This is a genomic window from Sagittula marina (assembly GCF_014196795.1).
In the GTDB taxonomy this organism is placed as follows: Bacteria; Pseudomonadota; Alphaproteobacteria; order Rhodobacterales; family Rhodobacteraceae; genus Sagittula; species Sagittula marina.
Genome location: NZ_JACIEJ010000005.1, coordinates 126,916 through 149,333 on the forward strand (window position 1 = coordinate 126,916; position 22,418 = coordinate 149,333).

The window sequence follows — 22,418 nt, forward strand, 5'->3', positions numbered from 1 at the left end:
TTTTTTTACGCCGCTCTCCGTGGTTTTCGCGCCCCGCCGCATTACCATTGCACGGATATTTATCAGCCGGAGGACACATGTCCCAGCGACCCGACACGCCCCACCTCGACCGAGTGCACCTGCCTTCGGATCTAAAGCAGTTTTCCGATGCCGAGTTGCACGAGGTGGCGCGCGAATTGCGGGCCGAGACCATCTCCGCCGTCTCCGAGACCGGCGGACACCTTGGCGCGGGTCTCGGTGTGGTCGAGCTGACCGTGGCGCTGCACAGCGTGTTCGACGCGCCGCGGGACAAGATCATCTGGGACGTGTCGCACCAGTGTTACCCGCACAAGATCCTGACCGGGCGGCGCGAACGCATTCGGACCATTCGCCAGAAGGACGGTCTCTCCGGGTTCACCAAGCGATCCGAGTCCCCGTACGATCCCTTCGGCGCGGCGCATTCGTCGACCTCGATTTCCGCGGCACTGGGCTTTGCCGTTGCCCGTGATCTGGGCGGCGCGTCCGAGACCGGGCATGGCGACGCCATCGCTGTGATCGGGGACGGCGCGATGAGCGCGGGCATGGCCTTCGAGGCGATGAACAACGCCGGCCACCTTGGCAAACGTTTGATCGTGATCCTCAATGACAACGAGATGAGCATCGCGCCCCCGACCGGCGCCCTGTCGTCGTACTTGACGCGGCTGTATGCCGAGGCCCCGTTCCAGGACCTCAAGGCCGTGGCCAAGGGAGCCATGGGGTTCCTGCCACCGCCGTTTCAAGAAGGGGCCAAACGCGCCAAGGAAATGCTCAAGGGCATGGCCATGGGCGGGACATTGTTCGAGGAACTGGGCTTCAGCTATCTCGGGCCGGTTGACGGTCATGATCTGGACCAGCTTTTGCCGATCCTGCGCACCGTCAAGTCGCGCGCGACCGGGCCGATCCTGATCCACGCGCTGACCAAGAAGGGCAAGGGCTACAGCCACGCGGAGCACGCCCCGGACAAGGGCCATGCCCGCGCAAAGTTCGATGTCGTGACGGGTGAGCAGAAAAAGGCCCCGTCCAACGCGCCGGGTTACACCAAGGTCTTTGCCGAGGCCCTGATGCAAGAGGCCGCCGAGGACAGCCGCATCTGCGCCATCACCGCAGCGATGCCCGATGGGACGGGGCTTGATCTGTTTGCGGAGCGGTATCCCTCGCGCACCTTCGACGTGGGCATTGCCGAGCAACATGGCGTGACCTTCTGCGCCGGTCTGGCCGCAGGCGGGATGCGTCCGTTCTGCGCAATCTATTCGACCTTTCTCCAACGCGGCTACGATCAGGTGGTGCATGACGTTGCGATCCAGCGACTGCCCGTGCGCTTTGCCATCGACCGTGCCGGTCTGGTCGGGGCCGACGGGGCAACCCATGCGGGATCTTACGACACAGCGTTTTTGACGAACCTGCCGGGCTTTGTCGTGATGGCCGCCGCCGATGAGGCCGAGCTGAAACATATGGTGCGCACCGCGGCCGCGCATGATGACGGGCCGATTGCCTTCCGCTATCCCCGTGGCGAAGGCGTTGGCGTCGAGATGCCGGAACGCGGCCAGATCCTGGAGATCGGCAAGGGCCGGGTGATGAAGGAGGGCACGCGCGTGGCGCTTCTTTCCTTTGGCACGCGGCTTGCGGAATGTCTGACTGCGTCCGAGGCGCTGGAGGCGCGCGGCGTCTCTGTCACCGTTGTGGATGCCCGCTTTGCCAAGCCGTTGGACGAGGCGCTGATCTTGCGTCTTGCTCGGGAACATGAGGCGCTCCTCACGGTCGAAGAGGGCGCCGTAGGTGGGTTTGGCTCTCACGTGGCGCAGCTTTTGGCGGAAAACGCCGTGTTTGACCGTGGACTGAAGTACCGCAGCATGGTGCTCCCCGATATCTTTGTCGATCAGGCCAGCCCACGGGACATGTACGCCGTGGCCAAACTGAACGCCGAGGATATCGAGGCGAAAGTCCTGGGCACCTTGGGCGTCGATGTGTTGGACAAGCGTGCGTGATGATCCGAAAGGGTCGGGGACATCCCCGACCCGCGGGCGTCACACCAGGCCGATCCAGAGCAGCAGCAGGATCAGATAAAGCACGGTGGCCTGCACATAGCCGGCCACCATGTAGATGCCGTCGCGGACCATCAGACCGTACATGATCATCGCCACAGCCCCGGCGCTGAAACTGGTGACAAAGGGCAACAGCTCCAGCGGTGGCCAGCTAATGGCAATGAGCGTCGTGGTCAGATATGCCAACAGCCGCGCCGGACCACTTGTCAGAAACCGCAACCGGTTGTGGCTGTGCTTGTCCATAAAGGCTGCCGGTTTGCGCAGCCAGCTCACGGCCTTCGACATGCGGGAAGACGGCACCGAGCGACGGCTGAGAAACCCCGGCAGCCACAAGTGTTTGCGCCCGATCAGCGCCTGAAGCGTGATGAGCAGAACGATAAGTCCGCCAAGCGTCGGCATCAGCGGAATGCCGGACAGTGGCGACACCAGCACCACGCAGGGAACCAGGATCACAGTCGGAAAAGACCGTGCGCCGACCTTTGACAGCACATTTTCAACGGAGACACGCTCCTGCCCCTCGTCGGGGCACATGGCGTCAAGCAGATCGCCGAGGCTTTCGGGGGGCGCCGGCTGATGGCTGCCAAGCTTGGGCATCGCTCAGCCCTCTGCCGCGAGCAGGGCGCGCAGGCCGAACTTGTAATCCGGGTATTTCAGCGTCACGCCAAGATCCTCATGCAAGCGTGTGTTATCGACGCGCTTGTTGTCGGCGTAAAAGCTGCGCGCCATGGGCGACATATCCGCATCCTCGAAATCGACCTCGGGCGGCAGCGGCAGGCCAAGCAGTTCCGCGGCATAGGCCAGGACATCTTGTGGCGGGGCGGGGTCATTGTCGCAAACATTGTAGGCCGCGCCGGGATTGGGGCGGGCCATCGACGCGCGCAGCGTGCGGGAAATGTCCTCGCCATGGATTCGAGAAAAGACCTGACCCGGTTTTATGATGCGCCGGGCGGTGCCATTGCGCACTTTCTCAAACGGGCCACGCCCGGGGCCGTAAATCCCCGCGAGGCGAAAGATATGCACCGGCAGATCCGGGATCGCGGCCCACTGCGCCTCGGCGTCGATCCGGGCGCGGGCGCGCCGGGACTGGCCGTTCAGCGGAGCAGTCTCATCCACCCAGGCGCCGTCCGCATCGCCATAAACGCCGGTGGTGGACAGGTAGCCCACCCATGTCAGACGGTTTGCGGCACGGGCGATCTCTTCCCCGATCAGGGCAAGTGACGGGTCGCCGCCGTCATCTGGCGCCGCGCTGACGAGGACATGAGAGGCCTGCGACAAGGCCTCTGCCACCGCGTCGCGGGTCCAGAGCACAGGCTCGACCCCGCTGGCGCGCAACCTGTCGCATTTGTCAGGAGAACGGGTGGTGCCAAGCACCCGCCAGCCGCCTTCGGCCAGCAAGTCATCAGCGAGAAAGCCGGCCGAGAAGCCATGGCCAAGGGAAAGAAGCGTCTGTGTCATTGCGCATAGGTGGCGCGCGGAAGGGTGTTTGGCAAGGGTTTGTGCGCCGCACGATGACCACGCCACGCACCGGGCATGACCTTCGATCTGGCAAGGGTTCGCCTATGCCGCGCCTAAAGACTCCCCAGAACCGCGATCCCGGCGTAAGAGCCAATCAGGATCAACGGCCTTTAGAGGATGTCCATGCTGCGTATCCTGATCGTCACCGCCCTGATGGGCCTTGCTGGCTGCGCCAGTGCACCTGAGCCGGAACAGGCCCTGCCGCAAGTCGAGGCCATGCCGCTTTTCCCGAATGAAACGCCCGAACTGCGTGCCAAGATCAACAAATGGTCAGATCACTACGAGCTGCCGCGCGGTCTGGTGCATCGTCTGGCGATACGCGAAAGCACGCATAATCCGAAAGCACGCAACGGCCCGTATTGGGGGCTGTTCCAGATCCTCCCGGCGACCGCCCGTGGGATGGGCTTTCAAGGGTCGAACTCCGACCTTCTGAATGCGGACGTGAACCTGAGATACGCGCTGAAGTACCTCAAAGGGGCCTATCTGGTGTCCGACGGCGATTGGGACGATTCGATCAAATGGTACGCCCGGGGCTATTACTACGAGGCCAAGCGTAAGGGCCTGCTGCACGAAACCGGGCTGCGGTAACGCTGATTGGCAACGGTGTCGGGGGCGCTGCCCCCCCGGCCTGCGGCCTTTCCCCGAGTATTTCAAAGGCACAGAGGCCGGGCGCGTGGTTCTGTCGTTTGCCTAGCTGGCGTAATTGGCGCCTTCCTCGTCCAGGATCGCTTTGAGTTCGGCCAGATGGCGCAAATCCTGTTCTGGGTAAGCCTCCAGCTCCTGAGCGGTTTTCTCGGCCACCTCATCGGACAAGACGTCCAGCGGCTGCCCGGTTTGCAGCGCCATGATGTAGGTCTGCGCGGCACGTTCAAAGTAGAACATCCGGTTGAAAGTTTCGGCCACGGTGTCACCGATCACCATGACGCCGTGATTGCCCATGACAAGGGTTTTCACCTTCGGATCGACCAGCAGTTGGGCGCAGCGAGCCCCTTCTTCCTCGAACGCCAAGCCGCCGTACTCTTCGTCGACGGCAATGCGGTTGTAGAAGGTGGCGCAGTTCTGGTCGATGGGCGGCAGGCGCTTGTCCTTGAGGCTGGCGAGGACGGTTGCATAGGGGGAATGCACGTGGATGGCACAGCGCGCGTGGGGGCAGTGGCGGTGCAGGCCACCGTGCAGCCCCCATGCGGTCGGGTCCGGCGCGCCCGGCCGGTTCAGCGTGTCGGGATCGTTGGCATCAACCACAATCAGATCAGACGCCTTGATGCGTTGAAAATGCATCTGATTGGGATTCATCAGGAATTTCGTGCCGTCGTCGTTGATCGCCAGCGAAAAATGGTTCGCGACCGCTTCGTGCATGTTCAGCCGGGCGGTCCAGCGAAAGGCGGCGGCCAGATCGACGCGCTCTTGCCAGAAATCGAGGTTGGCGAGGTTTTGTGGTGCGGTCATCGGGGCCTCCTTTGGATGCGGACATTGCACGCGTCCGGGCCGCGGATGTCAACGCAACAGGTAAAGCAGGCGGGCCTCGCTGCGGCGCAGTCCGCGAATATCGGGCGCCTGTGCCAAATCCACAGGCCTCTCGCTCAAGGCAATCACGTCAGGATGGATGTAGCTTTTGCGGGCAATGGCCGGAGTGTTGTGCAGTCGCGCGGCAGCGGCCTCGGTCATCGCCTTGATGGTCGGCGTTTCGCTGGCTTCGGCGGCTTCCAACGCGGCAGTGCTGCCGTTCCAGGTGCGAAAGGTCTTGGCGGTGACGTCTTCGCCCATCGCATCACAGAGGTAGGCGTTCACCTCCTCTGACGTCACGGCGCGGGGCGTGTCGCCGTCCAGCCACGTCACCAGCTCCGGCCCCGGTATGTCGCCAAGGCGCGTCAGGATCCGGTTCAGCGTGTGGTCGTTCAGCGTCTTGTCCACCTTTTTGCCGCCCTTCGCGGTGTAGGCGAGCCTGATCTTGTTGCCGTCGAGTTTCAGGTGCTTTTGGCGCAGCGTCGTGGCCCCGTAGGTTTTGTTGTCCCGCGCGTAATCGGTATGACCAACGCGCAGCGAGGCCCGGTCAAGCAGGGCAAGGATAGCGGCAATGGCGAATGCGTGGTCGCCGGCTTCGCCCTCTCGCAGGGAATTGCGAATGCGGCGGCGCAGGGCGGGGAGCGCCTCGCCAAAAGCCGCCAGTTGATCGTATTTCTGAGCATCCCGCCAAACGCGCCAGTCAGGGTGATAGCGGTATTGCTTGCGCTCCCGTGCGTCGCGGCCGGTGGCTTGCAAATGGCCCTGAGGCAGGGGGCAGATCCACACGTCTTCGTAGGCTGGCGGCACGGCGAGCGCCTCGATGCGGCGGCGTTCCTTGGTCGCCTCTATGCGGGTCCCGTCCGGGGCGAGATAGGAAAACCCGCGCCCGCGCCGTTGCCTGCGGATGCCGGGCTTCGAATCGGGGTAGTAGGTCAGGGAATGGCTCATGCCGGGCAAACCCGCGACAGGGTCAGGCGGTTCCCGTCCTTTGTGGGAAAACGCCCGGCAGGCCGCAACGTGATTTGCACCTGCGGTTGCGCCCCCCGCGACAAGCTGTCAACGTCATTCAAAACAAGAGAATGAGACCGCCATGCAGGACCAAGCTGACCCGATGTTGACCGAAATCCCTGACCTGCCCGAGGCGGAGCTGTTCGACGATCCGCGCGCGGCGGTGGATCGCCTCTGCGAACTTTACGACACGTCGGCCGAGTTCCTGCGCGACCGGTTCATGACCGCGATGACCGAGGGGCATCCCGGCAAGCGTGTGCGCGCCTTCTACCCGGAGGTCAGGTTCACCACCTCCAGTTTCGGCAAAGTGGACAGCCGCCTGTCCTTTGGCCATGTGACCTCGCCTGGCACCTACGCCACCACCGTGACGCGACCGGGGATGTTTCGTCATTACCTGCGCCAGCAAATAAGCCTGCTGCTGGCGAACCACGGTGTGAAAATCCAGATCGGTCTGTCCGACACGCCCATGCCTGTGCATTTCGCGGTGGCGAACTTTCCAGAGGTCACCGTCCCGCAGGAGGGCGCTGCGGATTTTGTGCTGCGCGATGTGTTCGATGTTCCGGACCTCAGCACCACCAATGATGACATCGTGAACGGTGTGGTGATGACGACGCCGGGGGATGCCATGCCGCTGGCGCCTTTCACGGCGCAGCGCGTGGATTATTCGCTGGCGCGTCTGGCGCATTACACCGCGACGGACCCGGCTCATTTTCAGAACCACGTTCTGTTTACCAACTATCAGTTTTACGTCTCGGAGTTTGAGGCTTACGCCCGCGCGGCGCTGGCGGATGAGGCAAGCGGCTACACCGGGTTTGTCTCCACCGGGAATGTAGAGATCACGACGCCTGATGCGCCGCTGGACGTCCCCGCGCGGCTGCCGCAGATGCCGACCTACCACCTGAAACGTGCGGATGGGTCGGGTATCACGCTGGTGAACATCGGTGTCGGGCCGTCCAACGCCAAGACGGCGACGGACCATATCGCCGTACTGCGCCCCCACGCCTGGCTGATGGTCGGGCATTGCGCGGGCCTGCGCAATTCGCAAAGCCTTGGAGATTTCGTGCTGGCCCATGCCTATCTGCGCGAAGACAAGGTGCTTGACGATGATTTGCCGGTCTGGGTGCCGATCCCGGCGCTGGCCGAAATTCAGGTTGCTTTGGAAAAGGCCGTCGCCGAGGAAACCGCGCTGGATGGCTACGATCTCAAGCGGATCATGCGGACAGGAACCGTGGCGACCGTGGACAACCGCAATTGGGAATTGCGCGACACGTCCGGCCCGGTTCAGCGCCTGTCACAATCGCGGGCCATTGCCTTGGACATGGAATCGGCGACCATCGCGGCCAACGGCTTTCGGTTCAGGGTGCCCTATGGGACATTGCTTTGCGTGTCGGACAAACCCTTGCACGGCGAGTTGAAGCTGCCGGGCATGGCCTCTGATTTCTACAAGACACAGGTGGCGCGGCATCTTAGAATCGGGATCAGGGCGATGGAAACGCTGCGAGACATGCCGTTGGAGCGTATACATTCGCGCAAATTGCGATCCTTCGAGGAAACTGCGTTCCTTTGACGCCGGGGAAAGTACTACAAAATGCACAATATCGCAGAATGTTCTGCCACGAATTATTGTGTTTCCCAACCATATCCGGTTTTAATGCGCGCCGGAGGCCCAAGGAAACAAGGGCAGTGAAGGCGCGTCGGGCCAACGACCGGCGCACGCAAAGGAGACCATGAAATGGCGAAACCGATGACAAAAACTCAGCTGGTTGCAGCACTGGCTGAGAAAATGGAAGCCGACAAGAAGACCGCGGGCGCAGCCCTGGACTCGCTGGTGGACATCATCACATCTGAAGTGGCCGACGGCGGTGCCGTGACGCTTCCCGGTGTGGGGAAGATTTACTGCCGCGAGCGCCCCGAGCGCATGGTGCGCAACCCCGCCACGGGCGAGCAGTTCAAGAAAGAAGCCGACAAGCAGGTCAAGGTGACCATTGCGAAGGCTTTGAAAGACAGCGTTAACGCGTAATCTGGTCGCATTGGGGCAGGTGGCATGCGGCGCCGGTGTTCCAATGACATCCAATCAGTTTGAAAGGGTCGTCCTCGGGCGGCCCTTTTGTCTTACAGGCCAGCGACGGAGGGGCGTTCTTTCCATTCGTATTTGTCGCCTTCGCTGTCGGGCTGCGTCAGGTCGAGCATGGAAGCACGTTCGTAAACAATCTGTGTGGGCACGTTCAGTACATCCGCCACGACAGCCGAGCGTCCTTCGTACCAGAGGTTTTTGAAATCCTCTTCCGGCATCAAAAGCGCGTATGCAAAAAGGCGCGCTTCTTTCCGTGCAGCTGGGTCGGTGGGACTGTAGAGTGCCTGGATACCGCAGCCAGCGTGTTTTTCGCGCGTGGTCGGCACATGCATGATCCAATGACCAACCCCGATGGCGGCAGCGATGCGGTCGTGTCGCGGGCGACCGTTTTTCGGCAGCCAGATCACAGCGCGACTGTTCAGCGGAACATCCAGAATAAGGTCATGCGGAGGGATCGAATATTCGATGTCAACATTCAGAGCACGGCACAGAGCATCCAGGGGCCCTTCCCGTAAACAGGCGTTAGGATTGTTCTCCAACAGGTCCGCAACGACGGCATCTATCTCATCTTGCGTCGCATTTACAGCGGTTGGCTCCACGTAAGGGTAGCTTGGGTATGGCGCGGGCATACGAGGACCTCCGGACAGGTTGCATCAAAACAGGTGGGTGCCCAAAGTCATGCCATGCAACAGGTTGACCGTTCCTGAATGCCGCTGTCCTAAGCTGTTAAAGTTCCCTTCAAACCGTCCGGGACTGTCGCGCAGTTGGCTCAAATTGCGTTCAAGGCGCACAATTGTCGGCCTTGATCGTCAAAGTTCGCCGGATCCAGCCAGCGTTCGAATCGCGCGGCGAGTGCAGGCCATTCGCTGTCGACGATCGAAAACCATGCCGTATCGCGATTGCGCCCCTTGTAGACGGTCGCCTGCCGAAAGGTGCCCTCGTAGGTAAACCCCAATCGCGCCGCCGCGCGCCGTGACGGGGCGTTCAGAGCATCGCATTTCCATTCAAATCGACGATAGCCCAGCGTCTCGAACGCGTAGCGCATCAGCAGAACCAGCGCCTCTGTCGCCGCGGTGGTGCCTTGCAGCCGGGGCGCGAAGTGAATCCAGCCAACCTCCATGCTCCCGACATCGGGCGCAATCCGCAGCAGCGCACATCTGCCGGAGACGATATTCTGCGCGTCGAGGATCGTGTAGTGTTGTGGATCAACCGTGCCCTGAGCCGCGCGGCACCTGTCCGCGGCCTGTTTCAAATTGGTCCAGGGCGCATCGGGCATGTAAGTCCAGTCGCTGCCGTCCCCCTCGGCATAGGCGTCAAAAAGGCCGGGAGCATCCTCTTCGCGCATGGCACGCAAGGTGCAATACTGCCCCGCCAGACCCGTATGTGGCGGAAACGGACGAGGCAGGGGTGTTTCCACGGGCAGCCCGACAGGCTGGCCGTGGTCGTTTGTGGAGACGGTCATGGATCGCTTATCATTGGACCGTGTCAGCCAAAGACCCGCGTCAGGGCACCATCAACCGAAGAGATGATATGGTCGATGTCATCCTTCGCGGCAATCAGCGCAGGGGAGAAACACAACGTGTTGTTCCGCCCGGGGACGGAGCGGTTGGTCGCGCCGATGATCACCCCTTGCGCCATGCAGTCGGCGACAACCGCTTGCACCTGCGCCTCTGGCACGACCTCTTTGGTGTCACGATCGGTGACCAGTTCTGCGCCCAGGAACAGCCCCTTGCCACGCACGTCACCGATGACCTTATGCCGGTCCGACAGGGCGCGGAGCTGGTCGAGCATGTAGTCGCCCATGGCGACGGTATTGCCCAGCAGATCCTCGTCCTCGATGATCGCCATGTTCTCGATTGCCGCCGCCGGACCGGCGGTGCAGCCCCCGAAGGTGGAGATGTCGCGGAAGTAGTTCAGCGGGTCCGTCGCGTCATCCTTGAACATCTCGAAGACGCGCTCCGAGGTGACGCAGCAGGCGATGGCCGCGTAGCCGGACGCCACGCCCTTCGCCATGGTCACGAAATCCGGCTTGATGCCGTAGTGCTGGTATCCGAACCATTCGCCGGTACGCCCGACGCCGCAGACCACTTCGTCGATGTGCAGCAGAATATCGTATTTGTCGCAGATTTCCTGCACCTTCTGCCAGTAGCCTTCCGGCGGGGCGATCACGCCGCCACCTGCGGTCACGGGTTCAAGGCACAGGCCGCCCACGGTGTCGGGGCCTTCGCGCAGGATGACCGCCTCGATCTGCTCGGCGGCCCAAAGGCCGTAGTTCTCCTCCGGTGCGCCGTCCTGCTCATGCTTGCGATACTCAAGGCAATGCGGCACCCGCACGAACCCGGGAGCAAAGGGGCCATACTGCGCGTTACGCTCGTCCTGACCGCCCGCGGACAGGCAGCCGATGGTCGTGCCATGGTAATCGCGGTCGCGGAACAGGATCTTGTGCTTCTTGCCGCCATAGCGCTTGTGCGCGATCTGACGGATCATCTTGAAGGCTTTCTCGTTCGCCTCGGACCCGGAGTTCGTGTAATACACACGGGTCAGGCCGGGCATCTTCTCGATCAGCTTTTCGGCAAACAGCGCGCCGGGCACAGATCCTGCGGAGCCTGCGAAATAGTTCAACTTCATCAACTGGTCATAGACCGCCTTGGCGATCCGCTCGCGCCCGTAGCCGACGTTGACCGTCCAGACACCGCCGGACACGGCATCGAGATGCTCCTTGCCCGCCTGGTTCCAGACGCGCATGCCTTTGCCCTCGATGATGATGTTCGGGTCTTTGGACTCGAAGGGTTTATGCTGAACCAGGTGATGCCAGACGTGGGCCTTGTCGGCCTCCACGATGCGGGTGAGATCGTTCTGGGTGTAGGTGCCGTCCATCTTGAATGACTCCATTAGAGGCGATGTTTCCACCACTTGGCCGGATTTTCGAGCGACTTATAGGGCCAAATGGAATGAGGCTGTAAGTCCAGATTTTCACAGGCCGGACAGTTGTCGATACGCTTTGCGACAAAATGCATGAATTTAAGGGGATTCGGCGTGATTTCACCCGTGTCTCCCAAGGCGCCTTGTGGACGTGGCGTCCTAAAAAAACAGTGATCCACTGCCTGTTTGCTGGTCGGATCACTCTCAGCGCCCGGCACGAGGCGCAGGCAACAAGGGAGACCCGGGATGAAGGAAACGCGTCTCAGCGCCGTGGCCGGGACGGCTGTTATGGCTGGTATGACCCGGGCAGAGACCATCACCTCCGGGCATTTCCTCGATTGGCCGATGCCGTTTGAATACGCCAAGGTCGAAGGCCTGTACGAGGACGCCATGGGCGTCGGCATCAACTGGGTCAGCTTCGACACCGGCACCGCCATGAGCGCCGCGATGGCCTCTGGCGATGTGCATCTGCCTGTGTCGCAGGGCGTGCCGCCGTTTGTGGTCGCGGCCTCTGCCGGGCAGGACCTGCAAGCCCTGGATGTCGCCGTCAGGTATTCGGACAACGACAACTGTATTGTGGCCGAGGCACTGGAAATCGACAAGGACTCCGCTGACGAAATGGCGGGCAAGAAGGTCGCCGTGCCGCTGGGCAGCGCCGCGCATTATGGCTTTAAGCAGATGCGCCACTTTGGCGTCGACCTCGCCTCGCTTGATCTTGTCGGCATGGCCCCGCCGGATGGTGCGGCGGCACTGGCCCAGGGCTCCATCGACGTGGCCTGCGGATCGGGCGGCTCACTGCGTCGCATGAAGGAACACGGCAACGTGCTGCTGACCGGCGCAGAAAATGAAAAGCTGGGCATCTTGGTCTTCGACGTAACCTCCGGCCCGACGTCCCGGGTGGTCGAGAACTCCGACATCGTTGCGCGCTGCCTCAAGGTGACAGCCGAGGCCAACGCCACGTGGGCGGATGAGGCCGACCACGCCAAGATGCTGCCGGTGATCGCCACAGACGCAGGCATGGACGAGGACGCCACGATGGAACCCCTCTCCATCTTCGTCTTCCCCACGGTCGAAAAGCAACCCTCAGACAAGTGGCTGGGCGGCGTCGCGCAGGACGTCATGCTGGGCGTGGCAGATGTCTTTGTCGACGCAGGCTCCATCGACGCGGCGCAAGAAAGCGACGCCGGCACCGTGAACATCGGGCCGCATTCACCGGGAATACCGTCTGCCCTTTGCCGATATGGGCGTCAACGCCGACCTGCGCGAGGTCAAGAAGCACCGAGGCTTTGGCGCAAAGCGGGAGGAGATCCTCGGCGTGATCTGGAACATGTAAGAGGAAATCACGGGCCGCGCGCAAGCCGTCGAAACGCCATAGGCGACGCCTAACGCCTTGCGGCGCGCGGACATACCACGGAGCGCGTCAACGCAAGGGGACAGAAGACCGCCGCGTCACGAGAGCTTCATACGGTCGTTAACTATTTCGTAAGCCAGTGTTACATACGCGATGCACCGTCTGTTCATTCTCATGAGCAACACTGACGGAGTTCGCCATATGTCTCGCCTGACATTAAGCCGCCGCCGCTTTCTGGCCGCAGGTACAACCGCCCTGACCACTCTCGCAATGCCGGGTATCCTGCGCGCGGGCCAAGCCCCGCAATTCACCCACGGCGTGCAGTCGGGGGATGTCTCTGCGCAAGGCGGCATGATCTGGACGCGCACGGACCGTCCCGCCAAGGTCATGATGGAGGTCGCAACGACAGAAAGCTTTGCGGATGCGCGGGCGCTGGCCCCTCTGCATGCCCACCCTTCCAATGATTTCGCCGTAAAACGTCTGGTGGACGGGCTCGCCCCCGGGCAGCAGGTGTTCTACCGCTTCACCGCGCAGGACCTGACGGATGTGAACGCGGTGTCCGAACCGGTGACAGGCACCTTCCGCACCGCGCCGGCCGCCGGGCAATCGGTCAAGTTCGCATGGTCCGGTGACACCGCCGGGCAGGGGTGGGGCATCGACGACGACGGGATGCTGACCTACGCCGTGATGGCGCGTCACAACCCGGATTTCTTCATCCACTCCGGCGACACCATCTATGCCGACGGTGCGATGCAGGACGAGGTCACCAACGACGCCGGGGAGGTCATCTGGAAGAACACCACCCTGATCGACGAAAAGCGCAAGGTGGCAGAAACGCTCGATGAATTCCGCGGGCAGTGGAAATACAACCTGATGGACCGTCACGTTCTGGAAATGAATGCCTCCGTGCCGACCTTCTATCAGTGGGACGACCATGAAGTGGTGAACAACTGGTCCGACAGCAAGGACTTGACCGCCGACGATCGTTACACCGAAAAATCCGTGCATGTTCTGGCGGCCCGCGCCTCCAAGGCATTCCACGAGATGACGCCGATTTCCTACGCACCGACGGAGCCCGGCCGCGTCTATCGCCGCATGTCCTATGGTCCGATGGTGGATCTGTTCTTCCTCGATCTGCGCAGCTATCGCGGCGCAAATTCCGACAACCTGCAAACCGAAAGATCGGAGGCCACGCGCATCCTTGGCCAAACGCAGCTTGATTGGATCCGGCGCGAACTGAAGGCCTCCAAAGCGACGTGGAAGGTCATTGCCTGCGACATGCCGATCGGTCTCGTGGTCCGCGACGGCGAGACATTCGAGGCCGTGGCCAATGCCGACGATGGCGACGCCAAGGGCCGCGAGCTGGAGATCGCCCAGCTGTTGCGCTTTATCCGCGACGAGGACATTCGCAACACGGTCTGGTTCACCGCCGACGTTCACTACACCGCCGCGCATCACTACTCGCCCGACCGTGCCGCGTTCCAGGAGTTCGCGCCGTTCTGGGAGTTCGTCTCCGGGCCGCTGCACGCCGGAACCTTCGGCCCGAATGCCCTCGACATGACCTTCGGTCCCGAAGTGAAGTTCGTCAAGGCGCCGACCGAAGCACAAGGGGCCAACCTCTCGCCCGCCGAAGGATTGCAGTTCTTCGGACTGGTGGAGATCGACGGCGACACCGAACAGATGACCGTGCGTTTGATGGACCGTGCCGACAGCGAGCTTTGGTCCGTGACGCTGGACCCGGTCAAGGGCTGACCCATCGCGGCAACGGCGCGGGCCGCTTCCGGCCCGCGTCCTTTAGTCGTCCTGCGCTTTGTCCAGGGTGACCGGCGTCTCGGGCGCGGCTTCATTCGGATCGGTGGCCTCGGAGCTCATGCCATCCAGCATCTGCATCAAAGCCGTGACCTGATCGTCCAGCCAGTCGCGGCCCTCGTCGATCTTGGCGGTGTAGGCGTTCAGCGCCGGCGCGGCCTGCGGCAGGGCCTCGGACAGTTTCGGTGCCATGGCGTAGGTGCTGAGCGCGATCAGACCGAGCACGATGATCAGGGCAAAGCCTTTGCCAAATCCGCCCTGCGGTCTGTCCTCGGACTTCACACTGGGGCGATTTGCGGTGTCGATCACGCGCGGCTCCGGGTTGGCGCGCAGGGTTTGGTTGATTTCATCCACATCCGGCAAAAGATCACGACGAGAGCCGGCCGCCGCCGCCGCTGCTGCCGCGTTTTCGGACATGGAGTGGCGCTCTGTATCCTCATCCGCATAAGGGTCTGCCGGCGGATGGGCTTCGGTCGGGATGGCCGGGCGCGCGGGGCGTTTCGGAGCGGCACGTCCCGGACCGTCAACCGCATCCCCCCGCAGGCGGGAAATGCGCTCCCGTGAATGTTGGGAACGCCGCTCAAGTTCGTCGTCATCCGGGTCGGTCAGCCCAAGATCCGGCTGGCTTTCAAGCGGCGCGGTTTGACGCAGCCGTGCCTCGTATTCGCGCTCTTCCCGGAAAATATCGGCAACTTCGGGATCCAATCCGCGCGGTTTCACAGGCGCGATGGACGGGTCCTGCTCTGACGCATGGGCGACTTCGTCCGGGATCGTGTCGTCCGGTAGGTAGGTTTCCGGCAGGTGGGTGTCATCCTCGACGTCATCCTCGGTGGCCGCAACACTCGCAGGCGTCTCGTCCGCGGGCTCGGAGTCGAAAATGGTCGGCGCGTCGTCGTCGTCCTCGGGGGACCATTCCGCGTCGGGCAAGGGCTGATCAAGCTCGTCGGCCAGCGCCTCATCCTGATCCGGGTGGGTCTGATACCAGGTATGGCCACAGTTGGAACACTGGACGTCGCGTCCAGCCTCTGGGATGACCTCGGTCGGGACGTCGTATTGCGCTCCGCAATTCGGGCAAATCAGCCGCATACTGCTCTTGTCCTGTCTCTGGTTCGTCCCCTCTGGAACGTTAACGCCACAATAGGTGCCTTATCGCATAGGGAAAAGTCCAATGTTCACACTTGCGGTGCGTTGCGCTATGGGGCGTGCACTGGCACAACAGAGCCACCAAAGGGCGAGGACAAACATCCCGTGATCGAGCTGGACAATGTGGCCTATTCCTACAGCGGGGATGCGCTGCTGACCGATATATCGTTGCAGCTTGCGCCGGGGACGTTTCACTTCCTGACCGGCCCGTCCGGTGCAGGCAAAACGACCTTTCTCAAGCTGTGTTACGGCGCGCTGAAACCGACGGGCGGAAGCGTGCACATTTTTGGCGACGATGTGACAGAAATGGACCGCGACGCAGTGGCTTACATGCGGCGGCGCGTCGGTGTCGTGCATCAGGACTGCCAGTTCCTCGACCATTTGTCCGTGGCCGAAAACGTGGCGTTGCCGTTGTCCGTCTCCGGACAGGCGACGCCGGATCAGGCCGAGAACCTCAACGAGCTGATGGGCTGGGTCGGATTGCAAGGCAAATTCGACAGCCTGCCGCCAGAGCTGTCAGGCGGCGAACGTCAGCGCGCGGCGCTGGCGCGGGCGCTGATCCTGTCGCCGGACGTGATTCTCGCCGATGAACCCACCGGCAACGTCGACTGGGAAATGTCGCAGCGGCTGTTGCGTCTGCTGATTGAACTCAACCGCATGGGCAAGACTGTGATGATCGCGACCCACGACCTCGGGCTGATCCGCGCGGCCAAGGCGCATGTCCAGGCGCGCGTCCTGCGGATCACCAATCGCACACTGCAAACGGCAGGGGCAGACCTGTGAGGGCGCGTCTGGATCAGGTGATCGCGCTGCTGAAAGGCGACCAGGGCGCGGACCGCATCGTACCGCCTTCGGGCTTTACCGTGCGCCTGACGCTGTTCACCTCGGCAGCCATGGCCTTTCTGACGATCTTTGCGCTGGCCTTGTCGCTGGCAGCCGGACGCCTTGGCACAAGCTGGGGGGATGAGCTTGCGCGCGCCTCCACCATCCGCATTTCCGCCCCGCCGGAGCAGATGCAGGAACAGGTGGCCAGCGTGCTGCGCCTGCTGGAACAAACACCCGGCGTGGAAACCGCCCGCGCGCTCAGCGCCGATGAACAGCGAGAGCTGCTGGAGCCGTGGTTCGGCCCGGCCTTGCCGGTGGAACAGCTTCCCGTGCCGCAACTGATCGACGTGTCCGAGACCTCCGATGGCTACGACGCCGACAGCCTGCGCCTGCGCCTGCAAGCCGAGGCACCGGGCGCCGTGCTGGATGAACACACCCGCTGGCGCAGACCGCTGGTGGCGGCGGCCTCGCGGTTGCGGCTGCTGGGCTGGGTTTCGATCCTGCTGATCGGCGCGGCCACGGGGGCAATGGTCACGCTGGCCGCCCATGCGGCGCTGGCGGCAAACGCGCAGGTCATCGCCGTGCTGCGGCTGGTGGGCGCCACAGACGGCTATATCGCGCAGGCCTTCGTGCGTCGGTTCACCCTGCGGACCCTGTCAGGCGCGCTGGCGGGCACGCTCGCCGGAATGGCCGCGCTGCTGCTGATGCCCTCGGCCGGGGATGTCGAAGGTCTGCTGACCGGACTTCGGTTTGAGGGATGGCAATGGCTCTTGCCGCTTGTGGTGCCGCCGCTCGCCGCTTTGGTCGCCTATATCGCCACATCCGCAGCGGCGCGTCGCGTCCTTGGGGGGCTGGCATGACCGCTCCGGCAAACCTGATCGACCGCATCGGGCCTTTGCAATGGGTGCGCTCCGCGCTGTTCGTGTTCCAGATGTACCTCGCCATGGCGGTGATGGGCGTGCTGTATTTCCCGTGGGCCATGCTGTCGCGGCGAGGCGCGCGCGCGGCCTGCCGGCACTACTGCCTATGGGTGCGCTGGACAGCGTCCTGGATGGTCGGCCTGAAAACCGAAATCCGCGGCAAGGTGCCGACGGGCGAGGTGCTGATCGCCTCCAAACACCAGTCCTTTCTCGACATCATCATGATCTTTTCCGTTGTACCGGCGGGCAAATTCATCATGAAACGGGAACTGCTCTGGACCCCGATCCTGGGTCAATACGCCCTGCGCATCGGCTGCGTTCCGGTGGAACGGGGCAAGCGCGGGCAGGCCATCTCGCGCATGTTGAAGGACGTCAAAAGCGGTTTGGTCGAACCTGGTCAGCTTATCATCTACCCTCAGGGCACGCGTGTCTCTCCCGGCGTGACGAAGCCCTACAAGGTCGGCGCGGCGCTGCTGTCAGAGCAGACCGGCCAGGCCTGCGTGCCAGCGGCCACCAACGTCGGCCTGTTCTGGCCGCGCAAGGGCATATGGCGAAAGCCCGGCCTTGCGGTGGTGGAGTTTCTCCCACAGATTAAACCGGGGCTGGCGCGTGAGACCTTCATGATCCGGCTCGAAACCGAGGTCGAAGCAGCCTCGGATCGGTTGATGCAGGAGGCAGGCTATGAACCGGATCAAGGACATCGCGACGCTTGAGGCGCTCTATCCGGCGCCGGTTCCCGCGTCCATTGCCAAGCAGACGGCAGGGCTGACCCCGCTTTACCGCAAATGGGTCGAAGGCTCGCGCTTTTGCATCCTGTCGACCGTGGGCGAGGGGGTGCATGGCACCCCGCGCGGCGACGATGGTCCGGTTGTGCGGGTGCAGGATGCCCAGACCCTGCTGATGCCGGACTGGATGGGCAACAACCGGCTGGAAGCGTTGCGCGACATTGTCACCGATGGGCGCGTGGGTCTGTTGTTCATGGTGCCCGGCAGCACCACGACACTGCGGGTGAACGGGCGGGCGTATCTGACCGACGATGCCACCTTGCGGGCAAGCTTCGCCAAGGGCACGCGCCAGCCGGCGACGGTTATCGTGGTGAACATCGCCGAGGTCTACACCCAATGCGCCAAGGCGATGTTGCGCTCCGGTCTTTGGACCCGCGACGACAGCGCGACCGTCCCGCGCACCGGTGACATGCTGGCCGAAGTCACCAATGGCGCGCATGGCGGAGCAGACTACGATTCGAATTATCCGGCCTATGCAGCACCCAGAATGTGGTAAATAAATTCTGAACATTTGCCCTGCGCCAGTGCACGGAACCTGTGCGCGAACCCATTGACTGAATCCTTTCGCAAAAGCGTTGTTCGAATATCCGATGCGAAAGGACCCCATATCAACGCCAACGTCATTGATCGCCGTATGCTTATGGCTGCCTTCGCCGCGTCGCCCGTAGTCGCTACGGGCATTGGCACGTTTCCCGGCAGCTTGCGCGCTCAGGCAACCTCTGCAGGGCTCGTGACGCCCAATGTCTGCATGGTCATGCCCGAGGTGACCGAAGGGCCGTTCTATCTGGATCCAAAGCTTGTCCGCAATGACATCACCGAGGATCGGCAGGGACGCCCCATGCGCCTTCAGCTTCAGGTGGTCACCGCAGACTGCGCGCCCGTCAAAGACGCCCGTGTCGATGTCTGGCACTGCGACGCCGAAGGGGCCTACTCCGGCGTGTCGAATTTTGGCGGTGTCGATACGCGGGACAAGACGTTTCTGCGCGGCACCCAGATCAGCGATGCGCGCGGGATCGTGACGTTTCAGACGATTTATCCCGGATGGTATCGCGGGCGCACCACGCACATTCACTACAAGATTTTCCTGAATGATCGTACGGTGGTAACCAGTCAGCTGTTCTTCCCTGACGCGACCTCGGAATACCTCTTTCGCAATGTCCCCCCTTACAACAGCCGTGGCGCGACACGGGACACGATGAATGGGGACGACAGCATCGCAGAGCGCGCCGGAGCGGGGGCCTACGCTGCCATTGTCGATCAACGGGAGTTCTATGACGCCTCTCTCGTTGTCGGAATTGTCAGCTGACAATTTTGTCGCCGACAGACCGTTGAGACACCAAAGGGCGACCTGTCAGGCCGCCCTTTTTCGTTGATTGCAACAGTGTTACGCGTGGATCGCGCCGTCGCCACAGGCCAGCGCGGCCTCACGCACAGCCTCGGAAAACGTCGGGTGCGCGTGGCAGGTCAGGGCGATGTCCTCTGCCGATGCACCAAACTCCATGCCGACGCAGATTTCGTGGATCAGGTCGCCCGCCATCGGACCGATGATGTGGCAGCCCAGGATGCGGTCGGTGTCCTTGTCGGCCAGCAGTTTGACAAAGCCTTCGCCCTGGAACATGGCCTTCGCACGGCCGTTCCCCATGAAGGAAAACTTGCCGACCTTATAGGCCTTGCCCTCTTCCTTGAGCTGCGCCTCGGTCTTGCCCACGGCGGCGACCTCAGGCGTGGTGTAGATCACCGACGGGATCACGTTGTAGTTCACATGGCCATGCTTGCCGGCGATGACCTCTGCGGCGGCCATGCCTTCGTCCTCGGCCTTGTGCGCCAGCATCGGCCCTTCGACCACGTCACCGATGGCGTATATGCCGTCGACGTTGGTCTTCCACGCATCGTTGACGGCGATCTGGCCACGCTTGGTCATCTCGATCCCCAGTGCGTCGAGGCCAAGACCGTCGGTGAATGGCTTGCGCCCGGTGGCGACCAGCACGACATCGGCCTCTGCGGTGTGCTCGGACTCGTCCTTGCGCAGCGTGTAAGTGACGGTGGCCTTGTTCGCCGTCGCTTCGACCTTGGACACGGCGGCGCCCATTGTGAACTCCAGCCCTTGCTTGGTCAGGATCTTCTGGAACTGCTTCTGAACCTCGGCGTCCATGCCGGGGGTCACATGGTCGAGGAACTCGATCACCTGCACCTCGGCGCCCAGACGCTTGTAGACCGACCCCATTTCAAGGCCGATCACACCCGCGCCGATGACGATCATCTTCTTGGGGATCTTGGGCAGGGCCAGCGCGCCGGTGCTGTCGACAACAACGCCCTTGTCATTGTCCACGGTCACGTCGGCACCGGGAACCGATGCCACCTCGGAGCCGGAGGCGATCAGGATATTCTTGGCCTCGTAGACGTCGTCACCGACCTTGACCTTGCCTGCCTCGGGGATCGAGCCCCAGCCCTTCAGCCATTCGACCTTGTTCTTCTTGAACAGGAATTCGATGCCCTTGGTGTTCTGGCCGATCACGTCGTCCTTGTAGGACAGCATCTGCTTCCAATCGACGGAGGGCGTCTTGCCCTTGAGGCCCATCTTGGCAAAGTTGTGCTCTGCTTCGTGCAGCTGGTGGCTGGCGTGCAGCAGGGCCTTGGACGGGATACAGCCCACGTTCAGGCAGGTGCCGCCGAGCGTTTCACGGCCTTCGACGCAGGCGGTTTTCAGACCCAGCTGAGCGGCGCGAATGGCAGCAACGTAGCCACCGGGGCCTCCGCCGATAACGATGACGTCGTATTGGGACATTGTCGGTTCCTTTCAGTAACGGGGGGAAGGGCGCGGACCCTCAGGGATTTTGACCCATCTCCCCCGGGATTTTCGGATGAAGAATACGTGGTGGGCGCTGCGTCACAACAAGCTCCAGATCAGCAGGAACACGGTTGCGAACAGACCCACCAGCCAGATGAGCGAGCGCCACGGTGTCCAGCCCCAGACATAGGCCGGGACGTAAAGCACACGGGCGATGAGAAAGAGCGCGGAGGCGATGGCCGTGGCACCCCCGGATTTGTCGGCGTAGGTCACGGCCATCACGGCGATGGCGAACAGGATCAGCGCCTCAAAGCTGTTGGCCATGGTGCGTTGCAGCCGCCCGGCCTTGCCGGTCAGCGTGCGCGGCGTGTCACGGGGAGACAGGGCATAGCCGCGCCCCACCTGCATCTGCGCCGTGATCGAATAGGCTACGAAGGTGGCCACCTGCAGCAGCGCGACCAGAACGAGGGCTGTCAATTCAGGCGTCATCCAAACAGGCTCCTGACGATCATGGCGATGGTTGCGAGAAAGCCGATCATGAAGATCACCGACCGCCACGGCACCCAGCCAAAGGCATAGGCTGGCAGGTACAGCGCCCGCGCAACCACAAAGATCCATGCGCACAGCGCGGTGAACCAGCCGTTGGTCTCGGTGAACTGTACCAGCACCACGGCGATGATGAACGGGCCGATGTTCTCCGTATGGTTGCCCAGGGCCCGACGCAGGCGCTGGGTGCGCTGACCAAGGTCGAGGTCTCCGTCACGGGGCTTCAGGTTGCCTTCGTGGCCAATGTCGGCCTCAAGCGACTTCTGCGACCACATCACGGCAAAGACGTGGATCAACACCGTGGCGGCGAGGGCGGCCAGCTCATAGGTCATCACAGGGTCTCCAGCATGTGCGACGCGGCGGGCGGATGGCTCAGCGCGCTTTCCTTGGACAGCCAGTCGCGGGCCTTCTGCCCATCGTTCACGGTGAACAGGGCCCAGCGTGCACTGCCTTCTTTCCACATCTGCAAAAGGGTCAGGCCCGCCTGTCCGCGTGCCTCTGCATCGGCGTCAAAGGCAGACTGGTCGAAATGATCGTACTTGAGAAGGAGTTGAGTGGTCATGCGGCCTCCAGGGCTTTGGCGATCCGGGCGGCGCGGTCATCAAAGGTCAGGCCGCGCGCCGAGGGATGTATGGTTTCGATATGGTCTATACCGAAACCACGTAGGACGCTGGCGGCATCTGTCCCGCAGGCAATGGGACGCCGGCCCATCAATTCGTACTGGCCCACCGCCTCGAACGAGGCGCGCTTGTCCTTCATCGGGATGACGGAGGAGCGTGTGGCGGTCAGCAGTGCAAAGACAGGCGTGATGTAGATGTCGGCGCGTGTCAGGCCCACGAGGTCGAGCACCTTGTCGATCACACGGTTGTAGGGGTTGCCCGGCAGGTAGCCCTGCTGCGTCAGGATCGCACGATTGGCATTGGCCGACGGCGCGTCGAGCCAGTCTTTCGAGATGATCATCGGCCCGGAGAGATTGCCGGAGGTCATCTGGATGGGCGAGACATAATCGCCGTCAAAGCCTTCCTCTGCGAGAGTTCTGTAACCGGGCAGCGAGAGGGCGCGACGGCGGCGGATGGCGTCGGCAGAAGCTCTACTTTTAACTGTCGCAAGTTCCATTTTCCGAAGCCATCCATCTTTCTTATTATTTTTCAAGCGCTTGGGCGATGAGC

The 22,418-nt window shown here is 62.5% G+C and carries 23 protein-coding genes and 2 pseudogenes; 12 read left to right on the forward strand and 13 right to left on the reverse strand.

The window, feature by feature from the left end; all coding sequences use genetic code 11:
• Positions 1 to 77 precede the first annotated feature (77 nt).
• On the forward strand, positions 78 to 2,003 hold the full coding sequence (gene dxs, locus GGQ68_RS11075; protein ID WP_183965962.1) for a 1-deoxy-D-xylulose-5-phosphate synthase: 1,926 nt from the start codon (positions 78 to 80) through the stop codon (positions 2,001 to 2,003).
• Positions 2,004 to 2,042: 39 nt separating this feature from the next.
• On the opposite strand, the gene GGQ68_RS11080 is transcribed toward dxs, so the two are convergent.
• A complete protein-coding gene (locus GGQ68_RS11080; protein WP_183965964.1) occupies positions 2,043 to 2,654 on the reverse strand; it encodes an exopolysaccharide biosynthesis protein in 612 nt (203 codons plus the stop codon).
• Between the two features lie 3 nt (positions 2,655 to 2,657).
• Entirely contained in the window at positions 2,658 to 3,515 is an 858-nt protein-coding gene (locus tag GGQ68_RS11085) for an SDR family oxidoreductase (protein WP_183965966.1), read from the reverse strand.
• Positions 3,516 to 3,698: 183 nt separating this feature from the next.
• Here GGQ68_RS11085 and GGQ68_RS11090 point away from each other — a divergent pair, with 183 nt between their 5' ends.
• A complete protein-coding gene (locus tag GGQ68_RS11090; protein WP_183965968.1) occupies positions 3,699 to 4,163 on the forward strand; it encodes a transglycosylase SLT domain-containing protein in 465 nt (154 codons plus the stop codon).
• A 102-nt stretch (positions 4,164 to 4,265) separates the two neighbouring features.
• Here the strand turns inward: GGQ68_RS11090 and GGQ68_RS11095 are convergent, their stop codons facing one another.
• Both GGQ68_RS11095 and GGQ68_RS11100 read right to left on the reverse strand, forming a co-directional pair.
• On the reverse strand, positions 4,266 to 5,021 hold the full coding sequence (locus GGQ68_RS11095) for a class II aldolase and adducin N-terminal domain-containing protein (RefSeq protein WP_183965970.1): 756 nt from the start codon (positions 5,019 to 5,021) through the stop codon (positions 4,266 to 4,268).
• A gap of 48 nt (positions 5,022 to 5,069) precedes the next feature.
• On the reverse strand, positions 5,070 to 6,026 hold the full coding sequence (locus GGQ68_RS11100) for a DNA topoisomerase IB (protein WP_183965972.1): 957 nt from the start codon (positions 6,024 to 6,026) through the stop codon (positions 5,070 to 5,072).
• A 142-nt stretch (positions 6,027 to 6,168) separates the two neighbouring features.
• Here GGQ68_RS11100 and GGQ68_RS11105 point away from each other — a divergent pair, with 142 nt between their 5' ends.
• Positions 6,169 to 7,653: an AMP nucleosidase gene (locus GGQ68_RS11105; RefSeq protein ID WP_183965974.1), complete on the forward strand. Its 1,485-nt coding sequence runs from the start codon at positions 6,169 to 6,171 to the stop codon at positions 7,651 to 7,653.
• A gap of 165 nt (positions 7,654 to 7,818) precedes the next feature.
• Positions 7,819 to 8,106 carry an HU family DNA-binding protein gene (locus GGQ68_RS11110; RefSeq protein WP_183965976.1) on the forward strand — a complete coding sequence of 96 codons (288 nt, stop codon included), beginning with the start codon at positions 7,819 to 7,821 and terminating at the stop codon, positions 8,104 to 8,106.
• A 92-nt stretch (positions 8,107 to 8,198) separates the two neighbouring features.
• Here GGQ68_RS11110 and GGQ68_RS11115 read toward each other — a convergent pair whose 3' ends face one another.
• From GGQ68_RS11115 to GGQ68_RS11125, 3 genes are all read right to left on the reverse strand, one after another.
• Complete coding sequence (locus GGQ68_RS11115; protein WP_183965978.1) at positions 8,199 to 8,789, reverse strand: ImmA/IrrE family metallo-endopeptidase; 591 nt, start codon at positions 8,787 to 8,789, stop codon at positions 8,199 to 8,201.
• Positions 8,790 to 8,929: 140 nt separating this feature from the next.
• The gene (locus GGQ68_RS11120; protein WP_183965980.1) at positions 8,930 to 9,622 is read right to left on the reverse strand and encodes a GNAT family N-acetyltransferase; all 693 of its coding nucleotides are present in this window, start codon (positions 9,620 to 9,622) and stop codon (positions 8,930 to 8,932) included.
• 23 nt (positions 9,623 to 9,645) lie between these two features.
• A complete protein-coding gene (locus GGQ68_RS11125; RefSeq protein WP_183965982.1) occupies positions 9,646 to 11,037 on the reverse strand; it encodes an aminotransferase family protein in 1,392 nt (463 codons plus the stop codon).
• Positions 11,038 to 11,328: 291 nt separating this feature from the next.
• Between GGQ68_RS11125 and GGQ68_RS11130 the strand changes: the two are divergent.
• From GGQ68_RS11130 to GGQ68_RS11140, 3 genes and pseudogenes are all read left to right on the forward strand, one after another.
• Positions 11,329 to 12,288: pseudogene (locus GGQ68_RS11130) on the forward strand (taurine ABC transporter substrate-binding protein); the annotation flags it as partial.
• Positions 12,284 to 12,415: pseudogene (locus GGQ68_RS24845) on the forward strand (ABC transporter ATP-binding protein); the annotation flags it as partial. The pseudogenes GGQ68_RS11130 and GGQ68_RS24845, both read left to right, overlap by 5 nt.
• A 219-nt stretch (positions 12,416 to 12,634) precedes the next feature.
• Positions 12,635 to 14,185 (forward strand): alkaline phosphatase D family protein, encoded by a 1,551-nt coding sequence (locus GGQ68_RS11140; protein WP_183965984.1) that lies wholly within the window; start codon positions 12,635 to 12,637, stop codon positions 14,183 to 14,185.
• Positions 14,186 to 14,227: 42 nt separating this feature from the next.
• Here the strand turns inward: GGQ68_RS11140 and GGQ68_RS11145 are convergent, their stop codons facing one another.
• Complete coding sequence (locus GGQ68_RS11145) at positions 14,228 to 15,328, reverse strand: zinc-ribbon domain-containing protein (RefSeq protein WP_183965986.1); 1,101 nt, start codon at positions 15,326 to 15,328, stop codon at positions 14,228 to 14,230.
• 162 nt (positions 15,329 to 15,490) lie between these two features.
• Here GGQ68_RS11145 and GGQ68_RS11150 point away from each other — a divergent pair, with 162 nt between their 5' ends.
• From GGQ68_RS11150 to GGQ68_RS11170, 5 genes are all read left to right on the forward strand, one after another.
• Positions 15,491 to 16,168 (forward strand): ATP-binding cassette domain-containing protein, encoded by a 678-nt coding sequence (locus GGQ68_RS11150; RefSeq protein WP_183965988.1) that lies wholly within the window; start codon positions 15,491 to 15,493, stop codon positions 16,166 to 16,168.
• The gene (locus GGQ68_RS11155) at positions 16,165 to 17,070 is read left to right on the forward strand and encodes an FtsX-like permease family protein (RefSeq protein WP_183965990.1); all 906 of its coding nucleotides are present in this window, start codon (positions 16,165 to 16,167) and stop codon (positions 17,068 to 17,070) included. The genes GGQ68_RS11150 and GGQ68_RS11155 overlap by 4 nt, the downstream gene beginning before the upstream one ends.
• Positions 17,067 to 17,843, forward strand: coding sequence for a lysophospholipid acyltransferase family protein (locus tag GGQ68_RS11160; protein ID WP_246429336.1), 777 nt, complete (start codon positions 17,067 to 17,069; stop codon positions 17,841 to 17,843). Before GGQ68_RS11155 ends, GGQ68_RS11160 begins: the two co-directional genes overlap by 4 nt.
• On the forward strand, positions 17,812 to 18,411 hold the full coding sequence (locus GGQ68_RS11165; protein WP_183965992.1) for an MSMEG_1061 family FMN-dependent PPOX-type flavoprotein: 600 nt from the start codon (positions 17,812 to 17,814) through the stop codon (positions 18,409 to 18,411). The genes GGQ68_RS11160 and GGQ68_RS11165 overlap by 32 nt, the downstream gene beginning before the upstream one ends.
• 138 nt (positions 18,412 to 18,549) lie before the next feature.
• Positions 18,550 to 19,221 (forward strand): intradiol ring-cleavage dioxygenase, encoded by a 672-nt coding sequence (locus GGQ68_RS11170; RefSeq protein ID WP_183965994.1) that lies wholly within the window; start codon positions 18,550 to 18,552, stop codon positions 19,219 to 19,221.
• A gap of 78 nt (positions 19,222 to 19,299) precedes the next feature.
• On the opposite strand, the gene lpdA is transcribed toward GGQ68_RS11170, so the two are convergent.
• From lpdA to GGQ68_RS11195, 5 genes are all read right to left on the reverse strand, one after another.
• Entirely contained in the window at positions 19,300 to 20,700 is a 1,401-nt protein-coding gene (lpdA, locus tag GGQ68_RS11175) for a dihydrolipoyl dehydrogenase (protein ID WP_183965996.1), read from the reverse strand.
• A 102-nt stretch (positions 20,701 to 20,802) separates the two neighbouring features.
• On the reverse strand, positions 20,803 to 21,192 hold the full coding sequence (locus GGQ68_RS11180; protein WP_183965998.1) for an MAPEG family protein: 390 nt from the start codon (positions 21,190 to 21,192) through the stop codon (positions 20,803 to 20,805).
• On the reverse strand, positions 21,189 to 21,581 hold the full coding sequence (locus GGQ68_RS11185) for an MAPEG family protein (RefSeq protein WP_183966000.1): 393 nt from the start codon (positions 21,579 to 21,581) through the stop codon (positions 21,189 to 21,191). The genes GGQ68_RS11180 and GGQ68_RS11185 overlap by 4 nt, the downstream gene beginning before the upstream one ends.
• Positions 21,581 to 21,811: a hypothetical protein gene (locus GGQ68_RS11190; RefSeq protein WP_183966002.1), complete on the reverse strand. Its 231-nt coding sequence runs from the start codon at positions 21,809 to 21,811 to the stop codon at positions 21,581 to 21,583. Before GGQ68_RS11190 ends, GGQ68_RS11185 begins: the two co-directional genes overlap by 1 nt.
• Entirely contained in the window at positions 21,808 to 22,365 is a 558-nt protein-coding gene (locus GGQ68_RS11195) for a hypothetical protein (RefSeq protein ID WP_183966004.1), read from the reverse strand. The genes GGQ68_RS11190 and GGQ68_RS11195 overlap by 4 nt, the downstream gene beginning before the upstream one ends.
• Positions 22,366 to 22,418 lie beyond the last annotated feature (53 nt).